Annotated in this window: 15 protein-coding genes; 8 read left to right on the top strand and 7 right to left on the bottom strand. The window is 69.2% G+C overall.

The features are described 5' to 3' along the window. The first annotated feature begins 26 nt into the window (after window positions 1–26). The gene (locus ACQFZP_RS12240; RefSeq protein WP_211891478.1) at window positions 27–542 is read left to right on the top strand and encodes an adenine phosphoribosyltransferase; all 516 of its coding nucleotides are present in this window, start codon (window positions 27–29) and stop codon (window positions 540–542) included. A gap of 183 nt (window positions 543–725) precedes the next feature. Here ACQFZP_RS12240 and ACQFZP_RS12235 read toward each other — a convergent pair whose 3' ends face one another. The 6 genes from ACQFZP_RS12235 to ACQFZP_RS12210 form a co-directional block, all read right to left on the bottom strand. Next, on the bottom strand, window positions 726–1,058 hold the full coding sequence (locus ACQFZP_RS12235) for an L-rhamnose mutarotase (RefSeq protein WP_211891477.1): 333 nt from the start codon (window positions 1,056–1,058) through the stop codon (window positions 726–728). 285 nt (window positions 1,059–1,343) lie between these two features. Beyond that, window positions 1,344–2,375 (bottom strand): rhamnose ABC transporter substrate-binding protein, encoded by a 1,032-nt coding sequence (gene rhaS / locus ACQFZP_RS12230; RefSeq protein ID WP_211891476.1) that lies wholly within the window; start codon window positions 2,373–2,375, stop codon window positions 1,344–1,346. Window positions 2,376–2,471: 96 nt separating this feature from the next. Then, on the bottom strand, window positions 2,472–3,545 hold the full coding sequence (locus ACQFZP_RS12225; protein WP_179555770.1) for an ABC transporter permease: 1,074 nt from the start codon (window positions 3,543–3,545) through the stop codon (window positions 2,472–2,474). Continuing rightward, entirely contained in the window at window positions 3,542–4,594 is a 1,053-nt protein-coding gene (locus ACQFZP_RS12220; RefSeq protein WP_374100762.1) for an ABC transporter permease, read from the bottom strand. Before ACQFZP_RS12220 ends, ACQFZP_RS12225 begins: the two co-directional genes overlap by 4 nt. Further along, entirely contained in the window at window positions 4,594–6,102 is a 1,509-nt protein-coding gene (locus ACQFZP_RS12215; protein WP_211891475.1) for a sugar ABC transporter ATP-binding protein, read from the bottom strand. The genes ACQFZP_RS12220 and ACQFZP_RS12215 overlap by 1 nt, the downstream gene beginning before the upstream one ends. Before the next feature lie 189 nt (window positions 6,103–6,291). Further along, window positions 6,292–6,915, bottom strand: coding sequence for a TetR/AcrR family transcriptional regulator (locus tag ACQFZP_RS12210; RefSeq protein ID WP_211891474.1), 624 nt, complete (start codon window positions 6,913–6,915; stop codon window positions 6,292–6,294). A 163-nt stretch (window positions 6,916–7,078) separates the two neighbouring features. On the opposite strand from ACQFZP_RS12210, the gene ACQFZP_RS12205 reads away from it, so the two are divergent. From ACQFZP_RS12205 to ACQFZP_RS12190, 4 genes are all read left to right on the top strand, one after another. Then, the gene (locus ACQFZP_RS12205; RefSeq protein ID WP_211891473.1) at window positions 7,079–10,579 is read left to right on the top strand and encodes a glycosyl hydrolase; all 3,501 of its coding nucleotides are present in this window, start codon (window positions 7,079–7,081) and stop codon (window positions 10,577–10,579) included. Between the two features lie 269 nt (window positions 10,580–10,848). Continuing rightward, on the top strand, window positions 10,849–11,925 hold the full coding sequence (locus tag ACQFZP_RS12200; protein WP_249312305.1) for an NADPH:quinone oxidoreductase family protein: 1,077 nt from the start codon (window positions 10,849–10,851) through the stop codon (window positions 11,923–11,925). Window positions 11,926–12,004: 79 nt separating this feature from the next. Then, window positions 12,005–13,135, top strand: coding sequence for a Gfo/Idh/MocA family protein (locus tag ACQFZP_RS12195; RefSeq protein WP_211891472.1), 1,131 nt, complete (start codon window positions 12,005–12,007; stop codon window positions 13,133–13,135). A gap of 44 nt (window positions 13,136–13,179) precedes the next feature. Next, complete coding sequence (locus ACQFZP_RS12190) at window positions 13,180–14,409, top strand: MFS transporter (RefSeq protein WP_211891471.1); 1,230 nt, start codon at window positions 13,180–13,182, stop codon at window positions 14,407–14,409. A 62-nt stretch (window positions 14,410–14,471) separates the two neighbouring features. Here ACQFZP_RS12190 and ACQFZP_RS12185 read toward each other — a convergent pair whose 3' ends face one another. Beyond that, window positions 14,472–15,416: a DMT family transporter gene (locus ACQFZP_RS12185; RefSeq protein ID WP_307852832.1), complete on the bottom strand. Its 945-nt coding sequence runs from the start codon at window positions 15,414–15,416 to the stop codon at window positions 14,472–14,474. Between the two features lie 247 nt (window positions 15,417–15,663). Between ACQFZP_RS12185 and ACQFZP_RS12180 the strand changes: the two genes are divergently transcribed. The 3 genes from ACQFZP_RS12180 to ACQFZP_RS12170 are packed head-to-tail and all read left to right on the top strand — an operon-like array spanning window position 15,664 to window position 17,931. Further along, window positions 15,664–16,428, top strand: a complete 765-nt coding sequence (locus ACQFZP_RS12180; protein ID WP_211891470.1) for a DUF429 domain-containing protein — start codon at window positions 15,664–15,666, stop codon at window positions 16,426–16,428. Continuing rightward, window positions 16,425–17,120, top strand: coding sequence for an esterase/lipase family protein (locus tag ACQFZP_RS12175; RefSeq protein ID WP_249312302.1), 696 nt, complete (start codon window positions 16,425–16,427; stop codon window positions 17,118–17,120). Before ACQFZP_RS12180 ends, ACQFZP_RS12175 begins: the two co-directional genes overlap by 4 nt. A 37-nt stretch (window positions 17,121–17,157) precedes the next feature. Continuing rightward, the gene (locus ACQFZP_RS12170) at window positions 17,158–17,931 is read left to right on the top strand and encodes a class I SAM-dependent methyltransferase (protein ID WP_211891469.1); all 774 of its coding nucleotides are present in this window, start codon (window positions 17,158–17,160) and stop codon (window positions 17,929–17,931) included. Window positions 17,932–17,992: the final 61 nt, after the last annotated feature.

The raw sequence follows: 17,992 nt of genomic DNA, 5'->3' as shown, positions 1-17,992 counted from the left end.
TCGCTCCCCACACGTATCCTGGACGCGTGAACCCTGAGCTCGCGCGCGCCGAGTCGCTCATCGCGACGATCCCCGACTTCCCGGAAGCGGGCATCCAGTTCCGCGACATCGCCCCGCTCTTCGCCGACGGGCCTGCCCTGCGCACCGCCGTCGACGCCGTGATCGAGCCCTTCGCCGGAACATTCGACGTCGTCGCAGGCGTCGAGGCGCGAGGGTTCCTGCTCGCAGGCGCCATCGCCAACGCGACGGGCGTCGGCCTCGTCCCCATCCGGAAAGCGGGCAAGCTGCCGCGCCCCGCAGTCTCAGTCACCTACGACCTCGAGTACGGGACGGACCGACTCGAGGCGTCGAAGGACCTCCCCGCCGGCACACGTGTGCTCCTCGTCGACGACATCCTCGCGACCGGTGGGACGCTCCGCGCCGGGCAGCAGCTGCTCGAAGAGCTGGGCTACACGCTCGCCGGCACCGCCGTGCTGATGGAGCTGCTCGAGCTCGACGGTCAGCGTATCTGCGGCCCCGTGCACAGCCTCTTCGAGGTCTGAGCTCGGCTCGACCTGCGCTCCCCCGCCGCGCGGCCCCAACCTGCGCGCCGCCTGCCCTCTGCGCGCCGCATCCGACGCACCCCTCGCCGAGTGGGGCACTTTCACCCCGTATCGGGCGCCGGGACGGGGCAAAGGTGACCTATCAGCGGCGGGGACGCGCCGAGACCCCGCGAGGAGTGGACGCTAGGCGCCGAGCTGGTCTTCGAGGTTGAAGACCTCGACGAGAGGTGACGCCGCCTGATCGGCGCGGCCCTCGAGTCCGTCGAAGAACTGGGACATGTCAGCCTCCCAGCGGGCAGCGACCGGGGAGGCCGCAAGGTAGGCGTTGGCCGCGGCCTCGTCGTCGACGTCATAGCTGCCGAACAGCGTGCCGTCCTGGGCGAGGAACAGCGAGTAGTTGCGTCGCCCTGCGGCGGCGATCTCGGCGAGCATCTCGGGCCACACCTCGGCGTGACGGCGGACGTACTCGTCGATGTGCTGCGGTGCGACCTTGAGCTGGAATCCGATTCTTGGCATGAGGTTCTTCCTATCTGGTTTGGCGGCTGGCCTGAGTGAGTGCCGTTCCGCATCTGCCGACCCGTCCGCCACCACCCACCTCCGCAAACATCCGGGAGGTGCAGCTTCGTTGCGCGACGAGCATGCATCTCCCGCTGGATGCGCTCGGGGGGGGGGGGATGCGCGAGGAACGACGGGCGCGCAGTGAGCGGGACGCGCAAACGCCGCGCCGGGAGGTGGCCCCGGCGCGGCGTCTGCAGTTCGGTTCGGCGTGGCGACTGGCGCCCGCCTTCAGCTGCTCAGCTCTTAGAAGCTGAAGTCGCCGATGTTGTCCTTGTCGAAGACGAAGGGCTCTCCGAGGAGGACGGTGCCGTCGGCGCCGACCGTGTACTCGCCGAGCTCGCCTGCGGTGAAGGTGTCGCCTTCAGCGCCGGTGATGTCGCCTGCGATGAGTGCCTGGGCTGCGAAGGCCGACAGGTAGCCGAGGTCTTCCGGGTTCCAGAGGGCGAACGAGGTGACGGTGCCGTCCTCGACGAACTCGCGCATCTGGTTCGGCGTGCCGAGACCGGTCACCGCGACCTTGCCCTTGAAGTCGGACGTCTGGATGTAGCGTGCTGCAGCCGCGATGCCGACCGTCGTGGGCGAGACGATGCCCTTGAGGTTGGGGTGCGTCTGGAGGAGAGCTGCGGTCTTGTCGAACGAGGTCTGGTCGTCGTCGTCGCCGTAGACGGTCTCGACGATGGTGATGTCGGGGTACTCGGTGCCGACGTACTCTTCCATCTTCTCGATCCAGGCGTTCTGGTTCGTGGCGTTGGCCGTTGCGGAGAGGATGGCGATCTCGCCGGATCCGCCGATCTGCTCGGCGATGAGGTCGATCTGGGCCTTGGCGATGCCGTCGGCGTCGGCCTGGTTGATGAAGAGGTCGCGGCACTCCGGGTTGGTGTCGGAGTCGAAGGTGACGACCTTCGTGCCGGCGTCGCGGGCCTCGTTGAGGGCGTCGCAGATGGCTTCGGGGTCGTTGGCGGCGATGACGATGCCGCCGACGCCCTGCTGCGTGAGGGTGTTGATGTAGCTGACCTGCGCGTCGGGGGTTGCCTCCGACGGGCCGACCTCGGCGAAGGTGCCGCCGAACTCGGTGGCAGCGGCCTGGCCGCCGACGCTGGACGCCTCGAAGTACGGGTTTCCGAGGTTCTTGGGGAGGAAGGTGACGGTGAGGTTGCTGGTGTCTCCGCCGCCTGCTGCGGTGTCGTCGCCGCCGGTGGTGCATCCAGTGAGCACGAGTGCTGCACTCAGTGCGAGTGCGCCAGCTGCGCTCAGCCGCTTCGTTGCGAGCTTCATGGGGTTTCCCTTCGGGTACTGAGCCGCTCGGTGTTCCGGGCGACGGTTGGGGTGTTGCGTGTGTGGGTGGATGTGAGCTTCAGTTCGTGGGGCCGCTCAGGCCTTCGGAGCTGTCCCGCTGGTCGTGCCGACCAGCGGTTTCTCTACCCTGGGCCGCTTGCGGCGGATCCTGGGCAGGAGGCTTGCTCCGACGACGGAGGCGATGAGGAGCACTCCGGTGATGATGTTGATGACGTCGGAGGTGACGTTGGCGAGGCGCAGGGCGCTCGCGAGGACGCCGATGAGGAGGACGGCTGCGACGACTCCGAAGAGCTTGCCGCGTCCGCCGAAGACGGAGACGCCGCCGAGCACGACCGCCGCGATGACCTGCAGCTCCAGGCCGGTCGCGTTGTCGCCTCGCGCTGAGCCGTAGCGCAGCGTGAAGTAGATGCCGGCGAGGGCCGCGAGGGCGCCGGAGAGCACGAACAGGATGAACTTCGTGCGGCCGACGGGGACGCCCGAGAAGTGGGCGGCTTCCTTGGAGAGGCCGATCGCGTAGACCCCGCGTCCGAAGGGCGTGTAGTGCAGCACGATGATGAAGATCGCGAGGAGGATGAGGAACGGGATCATGATGGCGGGCAGGGGCGTGCCCACGATCTTGGCCTTCGCGATGTCGGTCCAGAACTCGGGGAACGACGTGACCGCCGCGGTGCCGAGGACGCCGACCGCGATGCCGCGGAAGAGGGCGAGCGTACCGATGGTGACGGCGAGCGATGGCAGGCCGACCTTGGTGACGAGGAAGCCGTTGAACGCTCCGCCGATGACGCCGACGATGATCGCGGCGAGGGCTGCGACCTCGAACGGGAGGCCCGCCTGGTAGAGGGCGCCGGTGGTGACGCTGGAGAGTCCGACCATGGAGCCGACCGACAGGTCGATCTCGCCGGTGATCATGATGAGCGTCATCGGGAGGGCGATGATGAGCACCGCGGCGACGTCCATGAGCAGGTAGGTGATGGTGATGGGCTGCGAGAAGCCCTTCACCGCGGCCATGGAGACGACGCACACCACGACGAGCAGGGCGACGATCGCCATCTCTCGGGTGAACAGCATCCGCCGCCAGGCTGGCTGCGAGTAGTTCTCGATGGTGCGCTGCGTGGCAGCGGACGACGTTGGGGTCGTGAGAGCGGTCATGATTCCTCCCTCGCTTCGACGAGCTTGCGGGATTGGCGGATGGCGAGGACGCGGTCGAGCACGATCGCGGCGAGGATGAGCACACCTACGACGGCGCGCTGCCAGAAGTCCGGGATGCCGACGAGCGGGAGCACGCGGTTGATGGTCATGAGGAGCATCGCGCCGATGGCTGCACCCCAGAGCGTTCCGACGCCACCGGTGATGGCGACGCCGCCGATGACGGCAGCGCCCACGGCATCCAGTTCCCAACCGGCTCCGGCTTGGGAGCTGACGGTGCCGTAGCGGGCCACGTAGAACACTCCGGCGAGGCCGGCGAGCGCGCCGGAGAGCACGAACGCGGTGAGCACGCGGCGCACGTCGGGGAGGCCGTAGAGCTTCGCGGCGTCGGGGTCGGAGCCGATGGCGTAGAACTCGCGGCCTGGGCGGGTGTTCTTCATGACCCAGGCTGCGATGGCGAGCACGATGACGGCGACGATCGTGAGGATCGGGATCGTGAGGATCTGACCGGTGCCGAGCCCGAGGAAGTCGCGGGGCATGTCGCTTGCATTGATGCGGCTCGATCCAGCCCACATGACGTTGATGCCGCGGTAGGCGTAGAGCGTGCCGAGCGTGATCACCATGGCGGGGACTCGCACGTAGGCGACGAGCGCGCCGTTGACGAAGCCGAGGATCGCGCCGAACAGCACGGCCGCGACGACGACGACGGGGATCGGGATGCCCGGGAAGTCGATGAAGAGGCGACCCGTGAGGAAGGCGGTGAGGCCGATCACGGAGCCGACGGACAGGTCGACGTTTCGGGTGATGAGCACGATGGCCTGGCCGACTGCGACGAGCAGCAGGATGGACGGCGTCAGGAAGAGGTCGCGCCAGCCGTCGGGGCTGAACAGGAAGTTCGGGTTGGCGACGGTCGCGACGATGAGGACGATCGCGAGGGCGAGGAGGATGCCGAGCTCGCGCGCCTTGCCGAAGTTGCCGAAGCGGAGGGCCTTCTTGGGCGGCATGGGTGCGCCGGCGGTGGGGTGCGGCCCCTGGGTGGTGGTCGTGGTCATCAGAGCACCACCGTCACTGCGCCGGTCGCGGCGCGCATGACGCTCTCGCTGGTGGCCTGGCTGCGATCGATTTCCTGGGCGATGCGGCCTTCGTGCATGACGAGCACGCGGTCGGCCATGCCGAGGACTTCTGGGAGCTCCGAGGAGATCATGAGGATTCCCATCCCGGTGCCCGCGAGCTGCGAGAGCAGGCGGTGCACTTCTGACTTGGTGCCGACGTCGATGCCTCGCGTCGGCTCATCGATGATGAGCAGTTTGGGGTTCGTCGCGAGCCACTTGGCGATGACGACCTTCTGCTGGTTGCCGCCGGAGAGGGTGCCGGCGATCGTGTCGAGCGCCTGCGCCTTCACCTCGAGCTTCGTTGCCCATTCGCGGGCGTCGTCGTTCTGCTTGCGGCCGCTGATGACGCCGAGCTTGGTGAGCTGGTTCAGGATGACGCTCGTGATGTTCTCGCCGACTCCGGAGTCGACGACGAGGCCCTGCTTGCGGCGGTCTTCGGGGATGAGCGCGAGGCCAGCCTGCATGGCGGCGACGGGTGAGCCCGGCTTGACGGTCTTGCCGTCGACGGTGACACGCCCCGACTTGTACTTGTCGACGCCGAAGACGGCGCGGGCGACTTCGCTGCGGCCGGCGCCGACGAGGCCGGCGAGGCCGACGATCTCGCCGGAGCGGACCGTGAAGTTGATGTCGTGGAAGATGCCGGGGCTCTCGAGGTCCTCGACGACGAGGACGGGTTCGCCGATGACGGCGTCCTGCTTCGGGAACAGCTCGGTGACCTCGCGGCCGACCATCTGCTGCACGAGCGCATCCACCGTCGTCTCGCTGATGAGGTTCGTGGCGATGTAGCTGCCGTCGCGCATGACGGTGACCTTGTCGCAGAGCGCGAAGACCTCGTCGAAGCGGTGGGAGATGAACATGAGGCCTCGGCCTTCATCGCGCAGGCTGCGCGCGATGGCGAAGAGGCGGTCGACCTCGACGCCGGAGAGGGCGGCGGTCGGCTCATCCATGATGAGGACTCGCGCGTTGAGCGAGACGGCCTTGGCGATCTCGATGACCTGCTGGTCGGCGATCGAGAGGCCCTCGGCCGGGCGGTCGGGGTCGATGTTGACGCCGAGTCTAGCGAACAGCGCCTGCGCCTCATCGCGCATCGCTGCGCGGTTGATGCGGCCGAAGCGGTTCGTGGGCTGGCGGCCCATGAAGATGTTCTCGGTGACCGAGAGGTCGGGGAAGAGCGTCGGCTCCTGGTAGATGACCGCGACGCCCGCGGCCTTCGACTGGGCCGTGGATGTGAAGTTGACGTCTTCGCCGCCGAGCTGGAAGGTGCCGGCGTCGCGCTGGTAGAGGCCAGCGACGATCTTGACGAGCGTGGACTTGCCGGCGCCGTTCTCACCCACAAGTGCGTGGATGGAACCGGACTCGACGGCGATCGTGCCGGATCGGAGTGCGACGACGGATCCGAATGACTTCTGCACATCGCGCAGCTCGAGTACGACTTGCGAACTCGTCACGGTGGCTCCGTTCTCTTCGTTGAGTATTGCGGGGTATCGAGGGGATGCTCGGTGGCGAGCGTGGTGATCCGCTTGTCGTTCACCTACTTTGTGAATCGTTTCAAGCGACTGGATGTGACACTACGCGACGCTCGCAGAAAACGTCAAGCGGGGGATGCAGAGTTGTTATCGACGGGACTCAACCCGCACCTAGAGCGCCTCGGTCACGTACGACTGCAACTGCACGCGGAATGCTCCTACCGCATCCACCTCGGGCGCCAGGAGCCACTGCTGCGTCAGCCCTGCCCTGAGGCCGGCGATCTGGACTGCCGCGAGCTCCAGCGGAACGTCGGCGCGAGCGTAGAGCCCTTTCTCCTGCAGATCCGTGAGCGCGTCGAGTGCCGTCGAGCGCAGGAACTCGTACCAGCGCGCTATCGAGGCGTGTGCTGGATGCGTGGGCGCCAGCGCCTCTGCGGACACGATGCTGAACATGAGGACCCCCTCCGGCTTCTCGACGTCGCGAGTGGCGAGCGCGATCAGTCCTCTGAGGTAGGAGAGCCCGGTGGAGAAGTCGAGGCCGACCTCCGCGGCGGCGCGCTGGCCGCGGCGCTCGAGGAGCGTCTCGAGCAGCACGGCCTTGTCGGGGAAGTGGTGGAGCACGCCGGTGTGGGACATGCCAGCCTCGACGGCGATCTCGCGGATCGATGCCGCGTTGAAGCCCTTGACTGTGAACACACGCGTCGCCGCATCCAGGATCTCGTCGCGTCGCGGATGCGGGGTGACGTCCCGTCGCGAGTACCGCGGGATGGAGCTATCGCTGAGGCCTGGAGGCATGTCCTCATTGTCTCTTGCCGCGTTCCCTAACACGTGTTAGGTTCACCCGTGAATCGATTCAATCGAAGCGGTTCGCGCCGCACACCGCAGCTCTCCCCCACGGTGTGCGCCCGCGCGACAGTTCACACCCCGTCATTGGCAACGATGCCAGAGAGGTCCAAAGATGAACGATCAACGAAGAAGAGGGCGACGGGCGCTTGCGCTCGGAGCGGCCTTCTCCGTGGCCTGCACGCTCGCGGTCGCGGGCCCCGCCGTCGGAGACGAGCACTCCACGACGACCAGCGCCATAGACCCCACCGAGTTCGCCGAGCCGGGCGTCGACTTCCGGCCGGGCGTCCGCTGGTGGTGGCCGGGGAACGCGGCCAGCCAGGAGGACCTGCTCGCCCAGGTCGACTACCTGCATGAGAACGGCTTCGGCGCGGTCGAGATCGTCGCCTTCTCGAAGGGGTTCCTGACCGAGGAGGGCATCGCAGGCAACGGCGGCAACGGCGGTTCGATCTACGACGCGGCGCCGGGTCACGACACCGAGGCCATCCTCGGCTACGAGTCGCCCGAGTACTTCGCGAAGCTCGACGCGGTCGTCGCCCGCGCCAACGAGCTCGGCATCACGGTCGACCTCAACATCGGCAGCGGATACCTGGCGAGCGACGACTCCATCGGCCTCGAGGATAGCCAGAACACGATGGCGCTCGGCCGCGCGACCGTTCGCGTGGACGCCGCGGGCACCCTCACCCTCGTGTCCGGCGACGTGTCGGTCCCCTCGGGGACGGGACCTGTCTCACTCGGCATCCCGAACCCGGAGGTCAGCCCGCTCTTCGCGTCCGAGAAGTTCGGCTTCGACTTCGGCGAGTGGGACCCGGCGAACGTCCACCTCAACTCGGTCATGCTCGCCCCGATCACCGGCCAGGGCGCCGACCTGACCACGGCGAACCAGACACTCACCTCCGATCTCAGCGCCGTCAAGACGTACGAGCAGCAGCCCGTCCTCGATCTCGACGCCGCCCAGCTCGCCTACCCGAGCGACGGGCAGACGACCTTCGGCGTCGACACCTCGAAGCTCGAAGCCGGCGACTACGAGGTCGTCGCGCTCTACAGCGCCGCGACGGGCGCCTACGGCTTCAACTCGATCATCGAGAACACGACGACCGACAAGCGCAACTACGTCGTCGACCACCTCAACCCGGTCGCCATCACGAAGCTCGTCGACGGCTGGCTCGGCGAAGCGGCGCTGAACGACATCGTCGAGTCGCGCGACATCCGCGCGGCCTTCAACGACAGCTACGAGTTCTACACCGACCGCCACTACAACGACCTCATTCAGGCCGCGGCGGAGTCGCAGGAGCTGCTCGGCTACGACATCACCCCGTACCTCCCCTCCCTCTACTCGCTCTACCAGGACTCGTTCCTCATCGACGGCACCCCGACGGTCAAGCCCGAGTACGCGGCCCTCGGGATGCAGACCCCCGAGGTCAGCCGCTTCGGCGGCGGCAGCGGAGTCCCGCTCCTCGCCTCGAACCTCAGCGAGGAGGAGTCGCAGCGAATCGTGCACGACTACGGCGTGCTCCTCAACGACTCGTTCCTGCAGGGCCTCGAGGCCTTCTCGACGACCCTCGGCGAGTACGGCATCGACTACCGCCAGCAGGCGTACAATCCACCCATCGACACCCTCAAGTCGTCGCAGTACGTCGACATCCCGGAGACCGAGGGGCTCGACGAGTACTCGCTGAAGCGCGTCGCATCCGGAGCGCACCTCTACGGCAAGAACCTCGTCACCTCCGAGGTCTTCACGCTGGGTTCGGTGCCGTTCCAGATCACGCCCGAGTTCATGAAGCAGGGCTACGACCTCATGGCCACGAGCGGCGTGAACAACTTCTTCTACCACGGCCTCAGCGCCACCTACAGCGGCAACGACGACCCCGCCTTCACCTCCGACGACAACCTCTACGCCGAGGAGGGCTGGCGCGCCTGGCCCACGATCGGCGTCGAGATGGCCGACACTGCGGGCATCGCCGACTACTACGCGTCGATGAACTCCTACGCCTCGCGTGCGAACTACCTGATGCAGTCAGGCACCAACAGCAGCGACGTCGCCATCTACATGCCGCTCTTCGGGGCACTCGCCAGCGGCGGCGGGTTCGGTGGCGGCTCCACGCCGCTCGCATCCGTCACCACGGCCCAGGCGAACGGCTGGGCGTGGGATGCGATCAACGACGACACGATCCAGACCGGTCTCAGCTGGGACGGCTCGCACCTCGTCGCGAACGGCGGCAACGCATCCTTCGACGCGATGCTCGTCGAGAGCGGCACCGTGCCGCTCGAGACGATGCAGGCGCTGCAGAAGCTCAAGGACGCGGGCGCTCCGATCGTCTTCGTGGGCGCCGCTCCCGCCGCGCAGCCCGGTTACGCCGGCGGCGACTACGCAGCCCTGGACGCACAGGTCGGTGAGATCGCCGCGGCCATGGGCGGCGCCGTCGATGCGGCCGCCGTTCCCGCGGCCCTCGCGGCCTCGGTCGACGCACCCATCTCCTACGAGGAGAACACGGACGTCCGCTTCGGGCGGCGCACGCTCCCGACCGGAGGCGAGCTCGCCTACGTGCGCAACACCTCCGCGGAAGCGGCCACGGGTGTGAACCTCACCGTCGGCGATGGCCTCGACGCGTGCTGGTGGCTCGACCCGGAGACGGGCGAGATCTTCGACGCGCAGGTCGACGGCAACGTCGTCTCAGCGACGCTCGACGCGAGCGGAGCGGTCGCCCTGCTCTGCGAGCCAGCCGGCACCGGCATCGCCAACGCCGCCGTCTCCGCCGGGACCCCCTCGTCGATCGACACCACCGAACGCGGCGTCGCCTACGAACTCGGGGCGTTCTCGCTCGAGGTGACGGCCGACAACATCGGCTCGAACGCGCCAGGCGAGGCGGGCACGTCCGAGTACACGGGCGAGGTGCTCGGCGACTGGAGCGCCGACGGCTTCCTCGGCAACGAGCTTCGGTACGTCACCGACTCGGGCACCTACCGCACTTCAGTGGAGATTCCAGATGCGGCCGACCTGCTCGAAGGCGGAGCGGTGCTGAACCTCGGCACCGTGCACAACGCCGCGACGGTGCGCGTGAACCCCAACACCGAGCACGAGTTCGTGACGCAGCTGTACGCCGCACCCTACGAGGTCGACATCGCGCCGGCGCTCGTGAACGGCTCCAATGTCATCGAGATCGACGTGCAGCCCGTGCAGAGCAACCGCCGCGAAGGCCTCAAGGAGCTGTACAACAGCGATCCCGCCGCGAACGTGAAGTACCAGGCGTACAACAGCGTGCACGGCGGATCCGGTCTCATCCCGGCCGGCCTCACAGGTCCCGTCACGCTGAACAGCGCAGTCGAGAGCATCGCGGAGCCGGGGCCGGAGCCGACCGGCACGACCGAGCCGACGCCGCAGCCGACCTCGACTGACGGCACCGGCACGACCGCGCCAACGTCGAGCCCCGGAAACGGAGACGGCTCTGGAGACGGCAACGGTGGTTCGGATGCTGGCGGACAGGACGGCGACCTCGCCACCACGGGCGTCGACGGCAGCCTCGCCGGCTTCCTCGCGCTCCTCGGGGTCGTCCTCGCGGGCACCGGAGCAGCGTTCCTCATCAAGAAGCGCCGAGGACGCGCGACGAGCGAGTAGCTCACACCTGCCCCACGGCCGCGGCCCTGTGCATCCACCTCGGAGGTGATGCGCGGGGCTGCAGTCGTCTTCGCCCTACGCCCCGCGCCACTCCCACTCCCACTCCCACTCCCACTCCCACTCCCACTCCCCGTGAGTCGCCTCAAATGGTCGCCTTGGAGCCCTCCTAAACAACCATTTGGGGGATCTCGCGCCGGGAGGAGCACGACCAGCGACCATTCGGGGCAGCTCGCGGGCGAGCTCGCAACGCAGCGGCTACAGTGGCAGTCATGTCGGATGCGCAGCCAGACCAGCCCACGCATCACCCGACGCTCGACCCCGACCACGCCCGCGAGACCGTGACCGCGCCCGTGCACGGCCGTGCCGGCTCGATGCGGGCGATCGTGAACTCGACGGACGGCGGACCGCGCAGCCTCGAGCTCCGCGACCTGCCCGTCCCGCACCGGCCGCCCGGCCACGTGCTCGTCGAGGTGCGTGCGGCCGGCGTCGCGTTCCCGGATGTGCTGCAGTCGCGCAGCGAGTACCAGCACCGCATCCCGACCCCGTTTGCGCTGGGCAGCGAGTTCGCGGGCGTCGTCGCCGAGGCTGGCGAAGGCTCCGGGTTCGCAGAAGGCGACCGGGTCTTCGGCGTCGCGAGCCATGGAACCTTCGCCGACTACGTCGCCGCTCCGGGCGACCGCGTGCTGCCCTTACCCGACTCGATCGGCTTCGTCGACGCCGCCGCGCTGCCCATCAACCTCCTCAGCGCCGACTTCGCGCTCCGCGACCGCGGGCAGGTGCAGCCCGGCGAGACCGTCCTCATCCAAGGCGCCGCCGGCGGTCTCGGCGTCGCCCTCATCCAGCAGGCGAAGCTCATCGGCGCCACCGTGATCGCCGTCGTCTCGACCGAGGAGAAGGCCGCGCTGGCACGCTCGGTCGGCGCCGACCACACGGTGTTCGCGGCCGATTTCCTGACCGAGGTCCGCCAGCTCACTGACCACCGCGGCGTCGACGTCGTCCTCGACCCGGTCGGCGGTGACCGCTTCACCGACTCCCTGCGGTGCCTCGCGAAGCGCGGGCGCCTCGTCGTGCTCGGGTTCACCGGCGGCAGCATCCCGACGGTCAAGGCCAACCGACTCCTCCTGAACAACATCTCCGTCGTCGGAGCCGCCTGGGAGGGGCTCATGCCCGAGTGCCTCGTCTCGCTCCCCGAACAGTGGGCACGGCTCTCGCCCGCGGTCGAGCGCGGGGAGCTGCGCGCTTCTGTCAGCGAGGTCGTACCGCTTGAGCAGGTCCCCGAGGCCGTCGCGAGCCTCGACGAGCGCCGCGCGCGCGGCAAGATCGTCATCGACCTGGGGCTGGAGTAGGCGGACAGCGCGAGCCCGCGAGCACCCGCGCGACGGATCCGCACCTCGACCGACCACGTTCCGATGCCAGACTCGAACGATGACCTCCCCCACATCCCCTGCACTCGTCGCCCAGCTCCCCGCCGCCATCGCCCGCCTCGTGGAGGGCGTGGAGCTGCTCGACCCGGTGGATGCGCCCCCGCTGCGCTGGGGGATCCTCGGCGCCGGCCACATCGCGCGCAGGTTCGCGCGGGAGGTGCCCGAGCACACCCTGTCGACGATCGCGGCGGTCGGGGCGCGCGAACTGGCACGCGCCCAGGTGTTCGCCGACGAGCTGGGCATCGAGCGCGCGCACGGCTCCTACGCCGAGCTCATCGCCGACCCTGACGTCGACGCCATCTACCTCGCCACCATCAACTCGAACCACCGCGACCTCGCGCTCGCGTGCATCCGCGCCGGCAAGCCGGTGCTCCTCGAGAAGCCCTTCGCCCTCAACGCCGCCGAGACCCGCGACGTCTTCGCCGCCGCAGAAGAGCATGGAGTGCTGGTCGTCGACGGCATGTGGACCCGGTTCCTCCCCCAGTTCACGGTGGCGAGGCAGATCGCCGCCAACGGACTGCTCGGCCGCCTCGTCACGGCGCACGCGAACTTCGCCGGGATCATGCACGCTCCCGTCCCGCGCATCGTCGACGTCGAACAGGGCGGCGGTGCACTGCTCGACATCGGCGTCTACTCGATCGCCGCCGTGCACGACCTCCTCGGCCCGCCCGTCGAGGTCGCCGCAGCCGGCAACCTGCTGCCCGGGTACGCCGTCGACGGGTCCGCATCCGTCATCATGCGCACCGCGAGCGCCGTCGGCACAGCCCGCTGCAGCTTCGAAGGGCGGGCCCCCTCGAGGGCGGAGTTCGTGTTCGAGCGCGGCATCGTCGAGCTGCCCGCCGAGTTCTTCGTCCCCGGGATGCTGCGCGTGAGCGAGTTCGGCGGTGACGGTTCCGAGCAGGCGTCCGAAGAATCGACCGACGGTGTCAGCGGTACCCTCACCACCGAGTGGGATGCGACCGTACCGGGCGGCTTCCAGTTCGAGGCCGCGGAGTTCGCGCGCCTCCTCGCAAATGGTGCCACGCAGTCACCGGTGATGCCCTGGCAGGCATCCATCGAGATCATGGAGGTGCTCGACCAGGCTCGAGCCGCCATCGGCGTCGTCTACCCGGGGGAAGCCACCGCGTCGTGAGGCGTCGCTAGGCTGGAGCCTCTCCCCAGCCTGAAACGGACCCCATGTCCCCCTCCCCCCAGCGGCGCCGCATCGCGCTGTTCGTGCTCTTCTTCCTCCCCGGCATCACCATCGCCTCCTGGGTGACCCGCACCCCGGATGTTCGGGATGCGCTCGGCGCCTCGACCGCGACGATGGGGCTGATCCTCTTCGGCCTGTCGGTCGGTTCGATGGTCGGCATCCTCAGCTCCGGCAGGCTCGTCAGCAGGTTCGGCGCCCGCCCCGTCATCACCGTGGGCATGTCGCTCGTCGCCGCGAGCGCCCTCACCATCGGGGCGGGCGCAGCACTGGCGTCCGGGGCCGTCGTGGCGCTCGGCCTCGCACTCTTCGGCCTCGGCATGGGCGGCGCCGAGGTGGCCCTCAACATCGAGGGCGCCGACGTGGAACGGCAGCTCGGCAAGTCCACGCTGCCGGCCATGCACGGCTTCTTCAGCCTCGGCACGACCATCGGCGCGGTGGGCGGCATCGTGGCCACGGCCACGTCGTTCCCGGTCTTGCTGCACCTCAGCATCGCGGCGGTGGTCGTCGCGGTCGGGCTCGTGGCGTCCATCCGCCTCCTGCCGCCCGCCACCGGGAAGGCTGCGACCACCGTGAGCACCGACGAGCGAGGCGCGCCTGCGAGCCACCCGCTCTGGCGAGACAGGACGCTGCTGCTCATCGGCGTCATCGTGCTCGCGCTCGCCATGGCCGAAGGCAGCGCCAACGACTGGCTGCCCCTCGTCATGGTCGACGGCCACGGCTTCGACGCCGCCTGGGGCTCCGGGATCTTCGCGGTCTTCGCCCTGTCGATGACCGTCGGTCGCTTCGTGGGCGGCTCGTTCGTCGACCGCTTCGGCCGGCCCGCAGTGCTGTGCGCGAGCGCGCTCATCGGGGCGGCGGGCCTGGCGCTCATCATCTTCGTCGACAACCAGGCGGTCGCGGCCGGCGCCGCGATCCTGTGGGGCCTCGGCACCGCACTCGGCTTCCCCGTCGCGCTGTCGGCAGCCGGAGCATCAGGCGACCGGCCGGATGCCCGCGTCGCGTTCGCCGCCACCCTCGGGTACATCGCGTTCCTCGTCGGCCCGCCCGCACTCGGCTTCCTCGGCGAGGACTTCGGGCTCAGGTCCGCGCTCATCGCCGTGCTGGTGCTGGTCGCCCTGGCAGCCGTCTCCAGCTGGCTGGTCGGCCGGAGGACGCCGACGCACGAAGATTCGGCCGGAGCCCCGATGGCGCCCGCGGGCACACGAGCCGACTGAGCGCATCCGAGCTACTCCCGACCTCGCCGCAGTGAAGACGCGCGGGCTCGCAAGCCAGCTGATCAGGAGATCCGCGGATGCGGCTCCCCCGGCCGCCGGAACGCCTCGGCGTTCGCGACCACCACGCCGACGATCACGACGCCGCCTCCCACCAGCTGTCCGACCGTGAACGGCTGGCCCGCCAGCAGGGTGAACGCGACCGTGAACACCGTGATCAGGTTCAGGAACACCCCCGCTCGAGCCGCCGGGATCACCGCGAGCGCGCGGTTCCAGAGCAGGTAGGACAGCACCGACGGGAACACGGCGATCAGCACCAGCGAGGTGGCCGCATCCGCGGACACCGGGAGCTGCGGACCACCCGTCGCGAAGGTGACGGGCGCGACCAGGAGCACCGTGATGACCGCCTGGATCGACGTCGACGTGATCGGCGGCAGCGGCGGTGACCTGCGGCCGATGATCGTGTAGGCCGTCCAGATGCCGACAGCACCGAACATGAGCATCTGCCCGACGCCGAACCCCGTCTCCAGGAACGCACCGACGTCGCCACCGCTCACCACGACGAACACCCCGACCAGGGCGATCACCACGCCGGCGACACCGGTCCGCGTGAGGCGCTGCCTGAGAAAGATCGCCGCCGCCACCGCGATCACGGCAGGGTTGAACGCGTTGATGAGCGACGCGCTGAAGGCGTCGCTGTACTGCAACGCCGCGTAGAGCGTCAGGTTGTACCCGGCCAGGCCAGTGCAGCTGAGCGCCAGCAGCCACGGCCACGCCCGCAGCACCTCGCGCCAATCCGGGCGCTCCACGAAGTGCGCGATCGCGAGCAGCGGCACGGCTGCGAGCGTCCACCGCCACAGCACGAGACTGAGCGGGTCCATCGTCTCGAGCACGGCCGCGCCGACGATGTAATTGCTCGCCCAGAAGAGCGTGGCTCCGAGCAGCGAGAAGACCGCGATCAGCAGCGAACGGCGGGCCGACGCATCCGATCCCGCGGTCCTCGACTCCACACTCAAGCGCGCACCTCCCCGACCCCGCGCAGCGGAGCGCGCCTCGACCCCGCCAGCCTAGCCAGGTGCCGCCGAACCGACCGCCCCTCGCGGCAGAGCCCCCGGTGCGCGCACCGAGCTGCCAGCCACGGTGACGACACAGCCCGATCACGCTTCCCGGAGACAGGAATCGCGCTGTCGTCACCGTGACTGTCAACCCCGCGGGAGCTGAGCACCGACCAGAGCACGTTCGCGTAGCGTGGCGCGGGTGAAAACCGTTGGCGTCGACCTGGCAGCAGAACCCACGCGCACGGCGCTCGCCAGCATCGAGTGGGGCGCCAGTACGGGTGCAGATGCAGGCGCAGCACGCCTCACCCAGTTGCAGCTCGGCATCTCGGACAGCGAGATCATCGAGCTGGCCGAAGACGCGGCGAGCATCGGCATCGACTGCGCGTTCGGCTGGCCGATCGAGTTCGTGGAGTTCGTCTCAGCCCACGCCACCCGAGTGCCAGGCACGCACGCACACACCGGCATCGACCTGCGCCGTCGCCTCGCCTACCGGCACACCGACCGGGTCTTGCGGGAGCAGACGGGCCGCTGGCCGCTCAGCGTCTCCACCGACCGCCTCGGCATGACGGCCATCCACTGCGCCGAGCTGCTCGACGGGTTCGCGGCCGCAGGAGAGCAGGTCGACCGCTCCGGCGGCGGTCGCCTCGCCGAGGTGTACCCGGCGGCGGCCCTGCGCGCGTGGGGCCTGCTGACACCCGGCTACAAGACCAAGCCGGAAGCGCGCGTCCTGGCCGCGCAGATGCTGCTCGAGGCGCTTCCCTGGCTCGAGACGACTCAGGAGCAGCAGGCGCTCCTGGGCAGCTCCGACGATGCGCTCGACGCCGTCGCGGCCTCCCTCATCGCTCGCGCCCACGCGCTCGACAAGACGCTACCGGTGCCGACCGAGCTGCTCGAGGCGGCGAAGATCGAGGGGTGGGTGGCGCTGCCCACCTGCGGCGTCTCCGAGCTCGCGGGGACCGCATGATTCGCGCCATCCGCCGTTCAGCCACGCGCCTCTGGTGGTGGGCCCTCGACTACGCCTACGTCGTCGCGCAGCAGGCACGCGCCGCACTCGATCGCACGGACCCAGCGGCATTCCTCGACGGCCACCGTGCCCCCGTCGTCGTGATCCCCGGGGTGTACGAGCCGTGGCGCTTCATGCTGCCGACCATCCGCGCCATCCACGCGACGGGACACCCGGTGCATGTCCTCGACCCGCTCGGCTTCAACCGGAAGCCCGTGCCGGACGCGGCCGCGCACCTCGTCGAGGCGCTCGAGCGCGACGACCTCGACGACGTCATCATCGTCGCCCATAGCAAGGGCGGACTCGTCGGCAAGTACGCGATGACGCAGGGCGCGGGGGTGCCGCGCATCCGCTCGATGCTCGCCGTGGCGACACCCTTCGGAGGATCCTCGTACGCGCGCCTCCTGTTCACCCCGAGCCTGCGGATCTTCTCGCCGCGCGACCGCACGATCCTGGCGCTCTCCCTCGAGGAGGAGGTGAATTCCCGGATCGTGTCGGTCTACGGCTGCTTCGACCCGCATATCCCGAGGGGCAGCTTCCTGCTGGGCGCCGAGAACGTGCAGCTGGACACGGGTGGGCATTTCCGCGTGCTCGAGCACCCGCGCGTCCTGGTGGAGTTCGAACGACTCGCCGCGGAGACCGCCGCGGAGTGACCGTGGCGCGTCCAGCTGTCCGGCCTAGCATCACGGCATGACCCCGGATGCACGCAACTGGTTCGACGAGGGCGGGCAGGCGTACGCCCGCTTCCGCCCCAGCTACCCGGCCTCGCTCGCGGCCGACCTCGCACGGCTCGCCCCGCGCACGGACCTCGCCGTCGATGTCGGATGCGGGAACGGCCAGTTCACGACGACGCTCGGGGGAGCTTTCGACCGGGTGATCGGTGTCGACCCGAGCGCGGAGCAGATCGCGAACGCGGCTCCGCATCCGGGCGTGGAGTACCAGCAGGCACCCGCGGAGTCGTTGCCTGCTGGCATCGGCAGCGGCTCCGTCGGACTGGTCAGCGCCGCTCAGGCCGCGCACTGGTTCGAGCTGCCCAGGTTCTATGACGAGGTCACCCGTGTGAGCGCCGATGGCGGTGTGATCGCGCTCCTCTGCTACGGCGTCCTCAGCATCGAGGACCCCGCCATCGACGAACGAGCACAGCGCTTCTACGCCGACGACCTCGACGCGTACTGGCCACCGTCCCGGCGGCTGGTCGAGCGCGAATACCGCGACCTGCCGTTTCCGTTCGAGGAGCTCGACTTCCGGGCCCCGAGCATCCGGAAGCGGCTGACCCTAGACGGGCTGCTCGGGTACTTCTCGACGTGGTCGGCCGTCCGCGCCGCGCGGGAGGCGGGCCGGGCGGGCCTGCTGGAGGACGTCGGCCGTGACCTGACGGCCCTCTGGGGCGACCCGGCCACGGAGCGGCTCACGACCTGGCCCATCAGCGGCCGCGTCGGTCGGGTGAGAGCCAGCGGCGTCTGAACCCCGCCCGCGGCGACCGCCCTACCCGGGATTCCGCATCCGCTCGACAGCGCTGGGTAGC

Source organism: Pseudoclavibacter sp. Marseille-Q434, assembly GCF_050315415.1.
Taxonomy (GTDB): Bacteria; Actinomycetota; Actinomycetes; order Actinomycetales; family Microbacteriaceae; genus Pseudoclavibacter.
Note: the sequence above shows the minus strand (reverse complement) of the source record. Positions and strands in the feature narration are given on the sequence as shown.

Bases quoted from the DNA above. Each gene is read 5' to 3' on its own strand.
- ACQFZP_RS12195 (WP_211891472.1), top strand. From the start codon at position 12,005: ATGACCTCCCCCACATCCCCTGCACTCGTCGCCCAGCTCCCCGCCGCC.
- ACQFZP_RS12225 (WP_179555770.1), bottom strand. From the start codon at position 3,545: ATGACCGCTCTCACGACCCCAACGTCGTCCGCTGCCACGCAGCGCACC.
- ACQFZP_RS12175 (WP_249312302.1), top strand. From the start codon at position 16,425: ATGATTCGCGCCATCCGCCGTTCAGCCACGCGCCTCTGGTGGTGGGCC.
- rhaS (WP_211891476.1), bottom strand. From the start codon at position 2,375: ATGAAGCTCGCAACGAAGCGGCTGAGCGCAGCTGGCGCACTCGCACTG.
- ACQFZP_RS12170 (WP_211891469.1), top strand. From the start codon at position 17,158: ATGACCCCGGATGCACGCAACTGGTTCGACGAGGGCGGGCAGGCGTAC.
- ACQFZP_RS12205 (WP_211891473.1), top strand. From the start codon at position 7,079: ATGAACGATCAACGAAGAAGAGGGCGACGGGCGCTTGCGCTCGGAGCG.
- ACQFZP_RS12200 (WP_249312305.1), top strand. From the start codon at position 10,849: ATGTCGGATGCGCAGCCAGACCAGCCCACGCATCACCCGACGCTCGAC.
- ACQFZP_RS12220 (WP_374100762.1), bottom strand. From the start codon at position 4,594: ATGACCACGACCACCACCCAGGGGCCGCACCCCACCGCCGGCGCACCC.
- ACQFZP_RS12190 (WP_211891471.1), top strand. From the start codon at position 13,180: ATGTCCCCCTCCCCCCAGCGGCGCCGCATCGCGCTGTTCGTGCTCTTC.
- ACQFZP_RS12210 (WP_211891474.1), bottom strand. From the start codon at position 6,915: ATGCCTCCAGGCCTCAGCGATAGCTCCATCCCGCGGTACTCGCGACGG.
- ACQFZP_RS12235 (WP_211891477.1), bottom strand. From the start codon at position 1,058: ATGCCAAGAATCGGATTCCAGCTCAAGGTCGCACCGCAGCACATCGAC.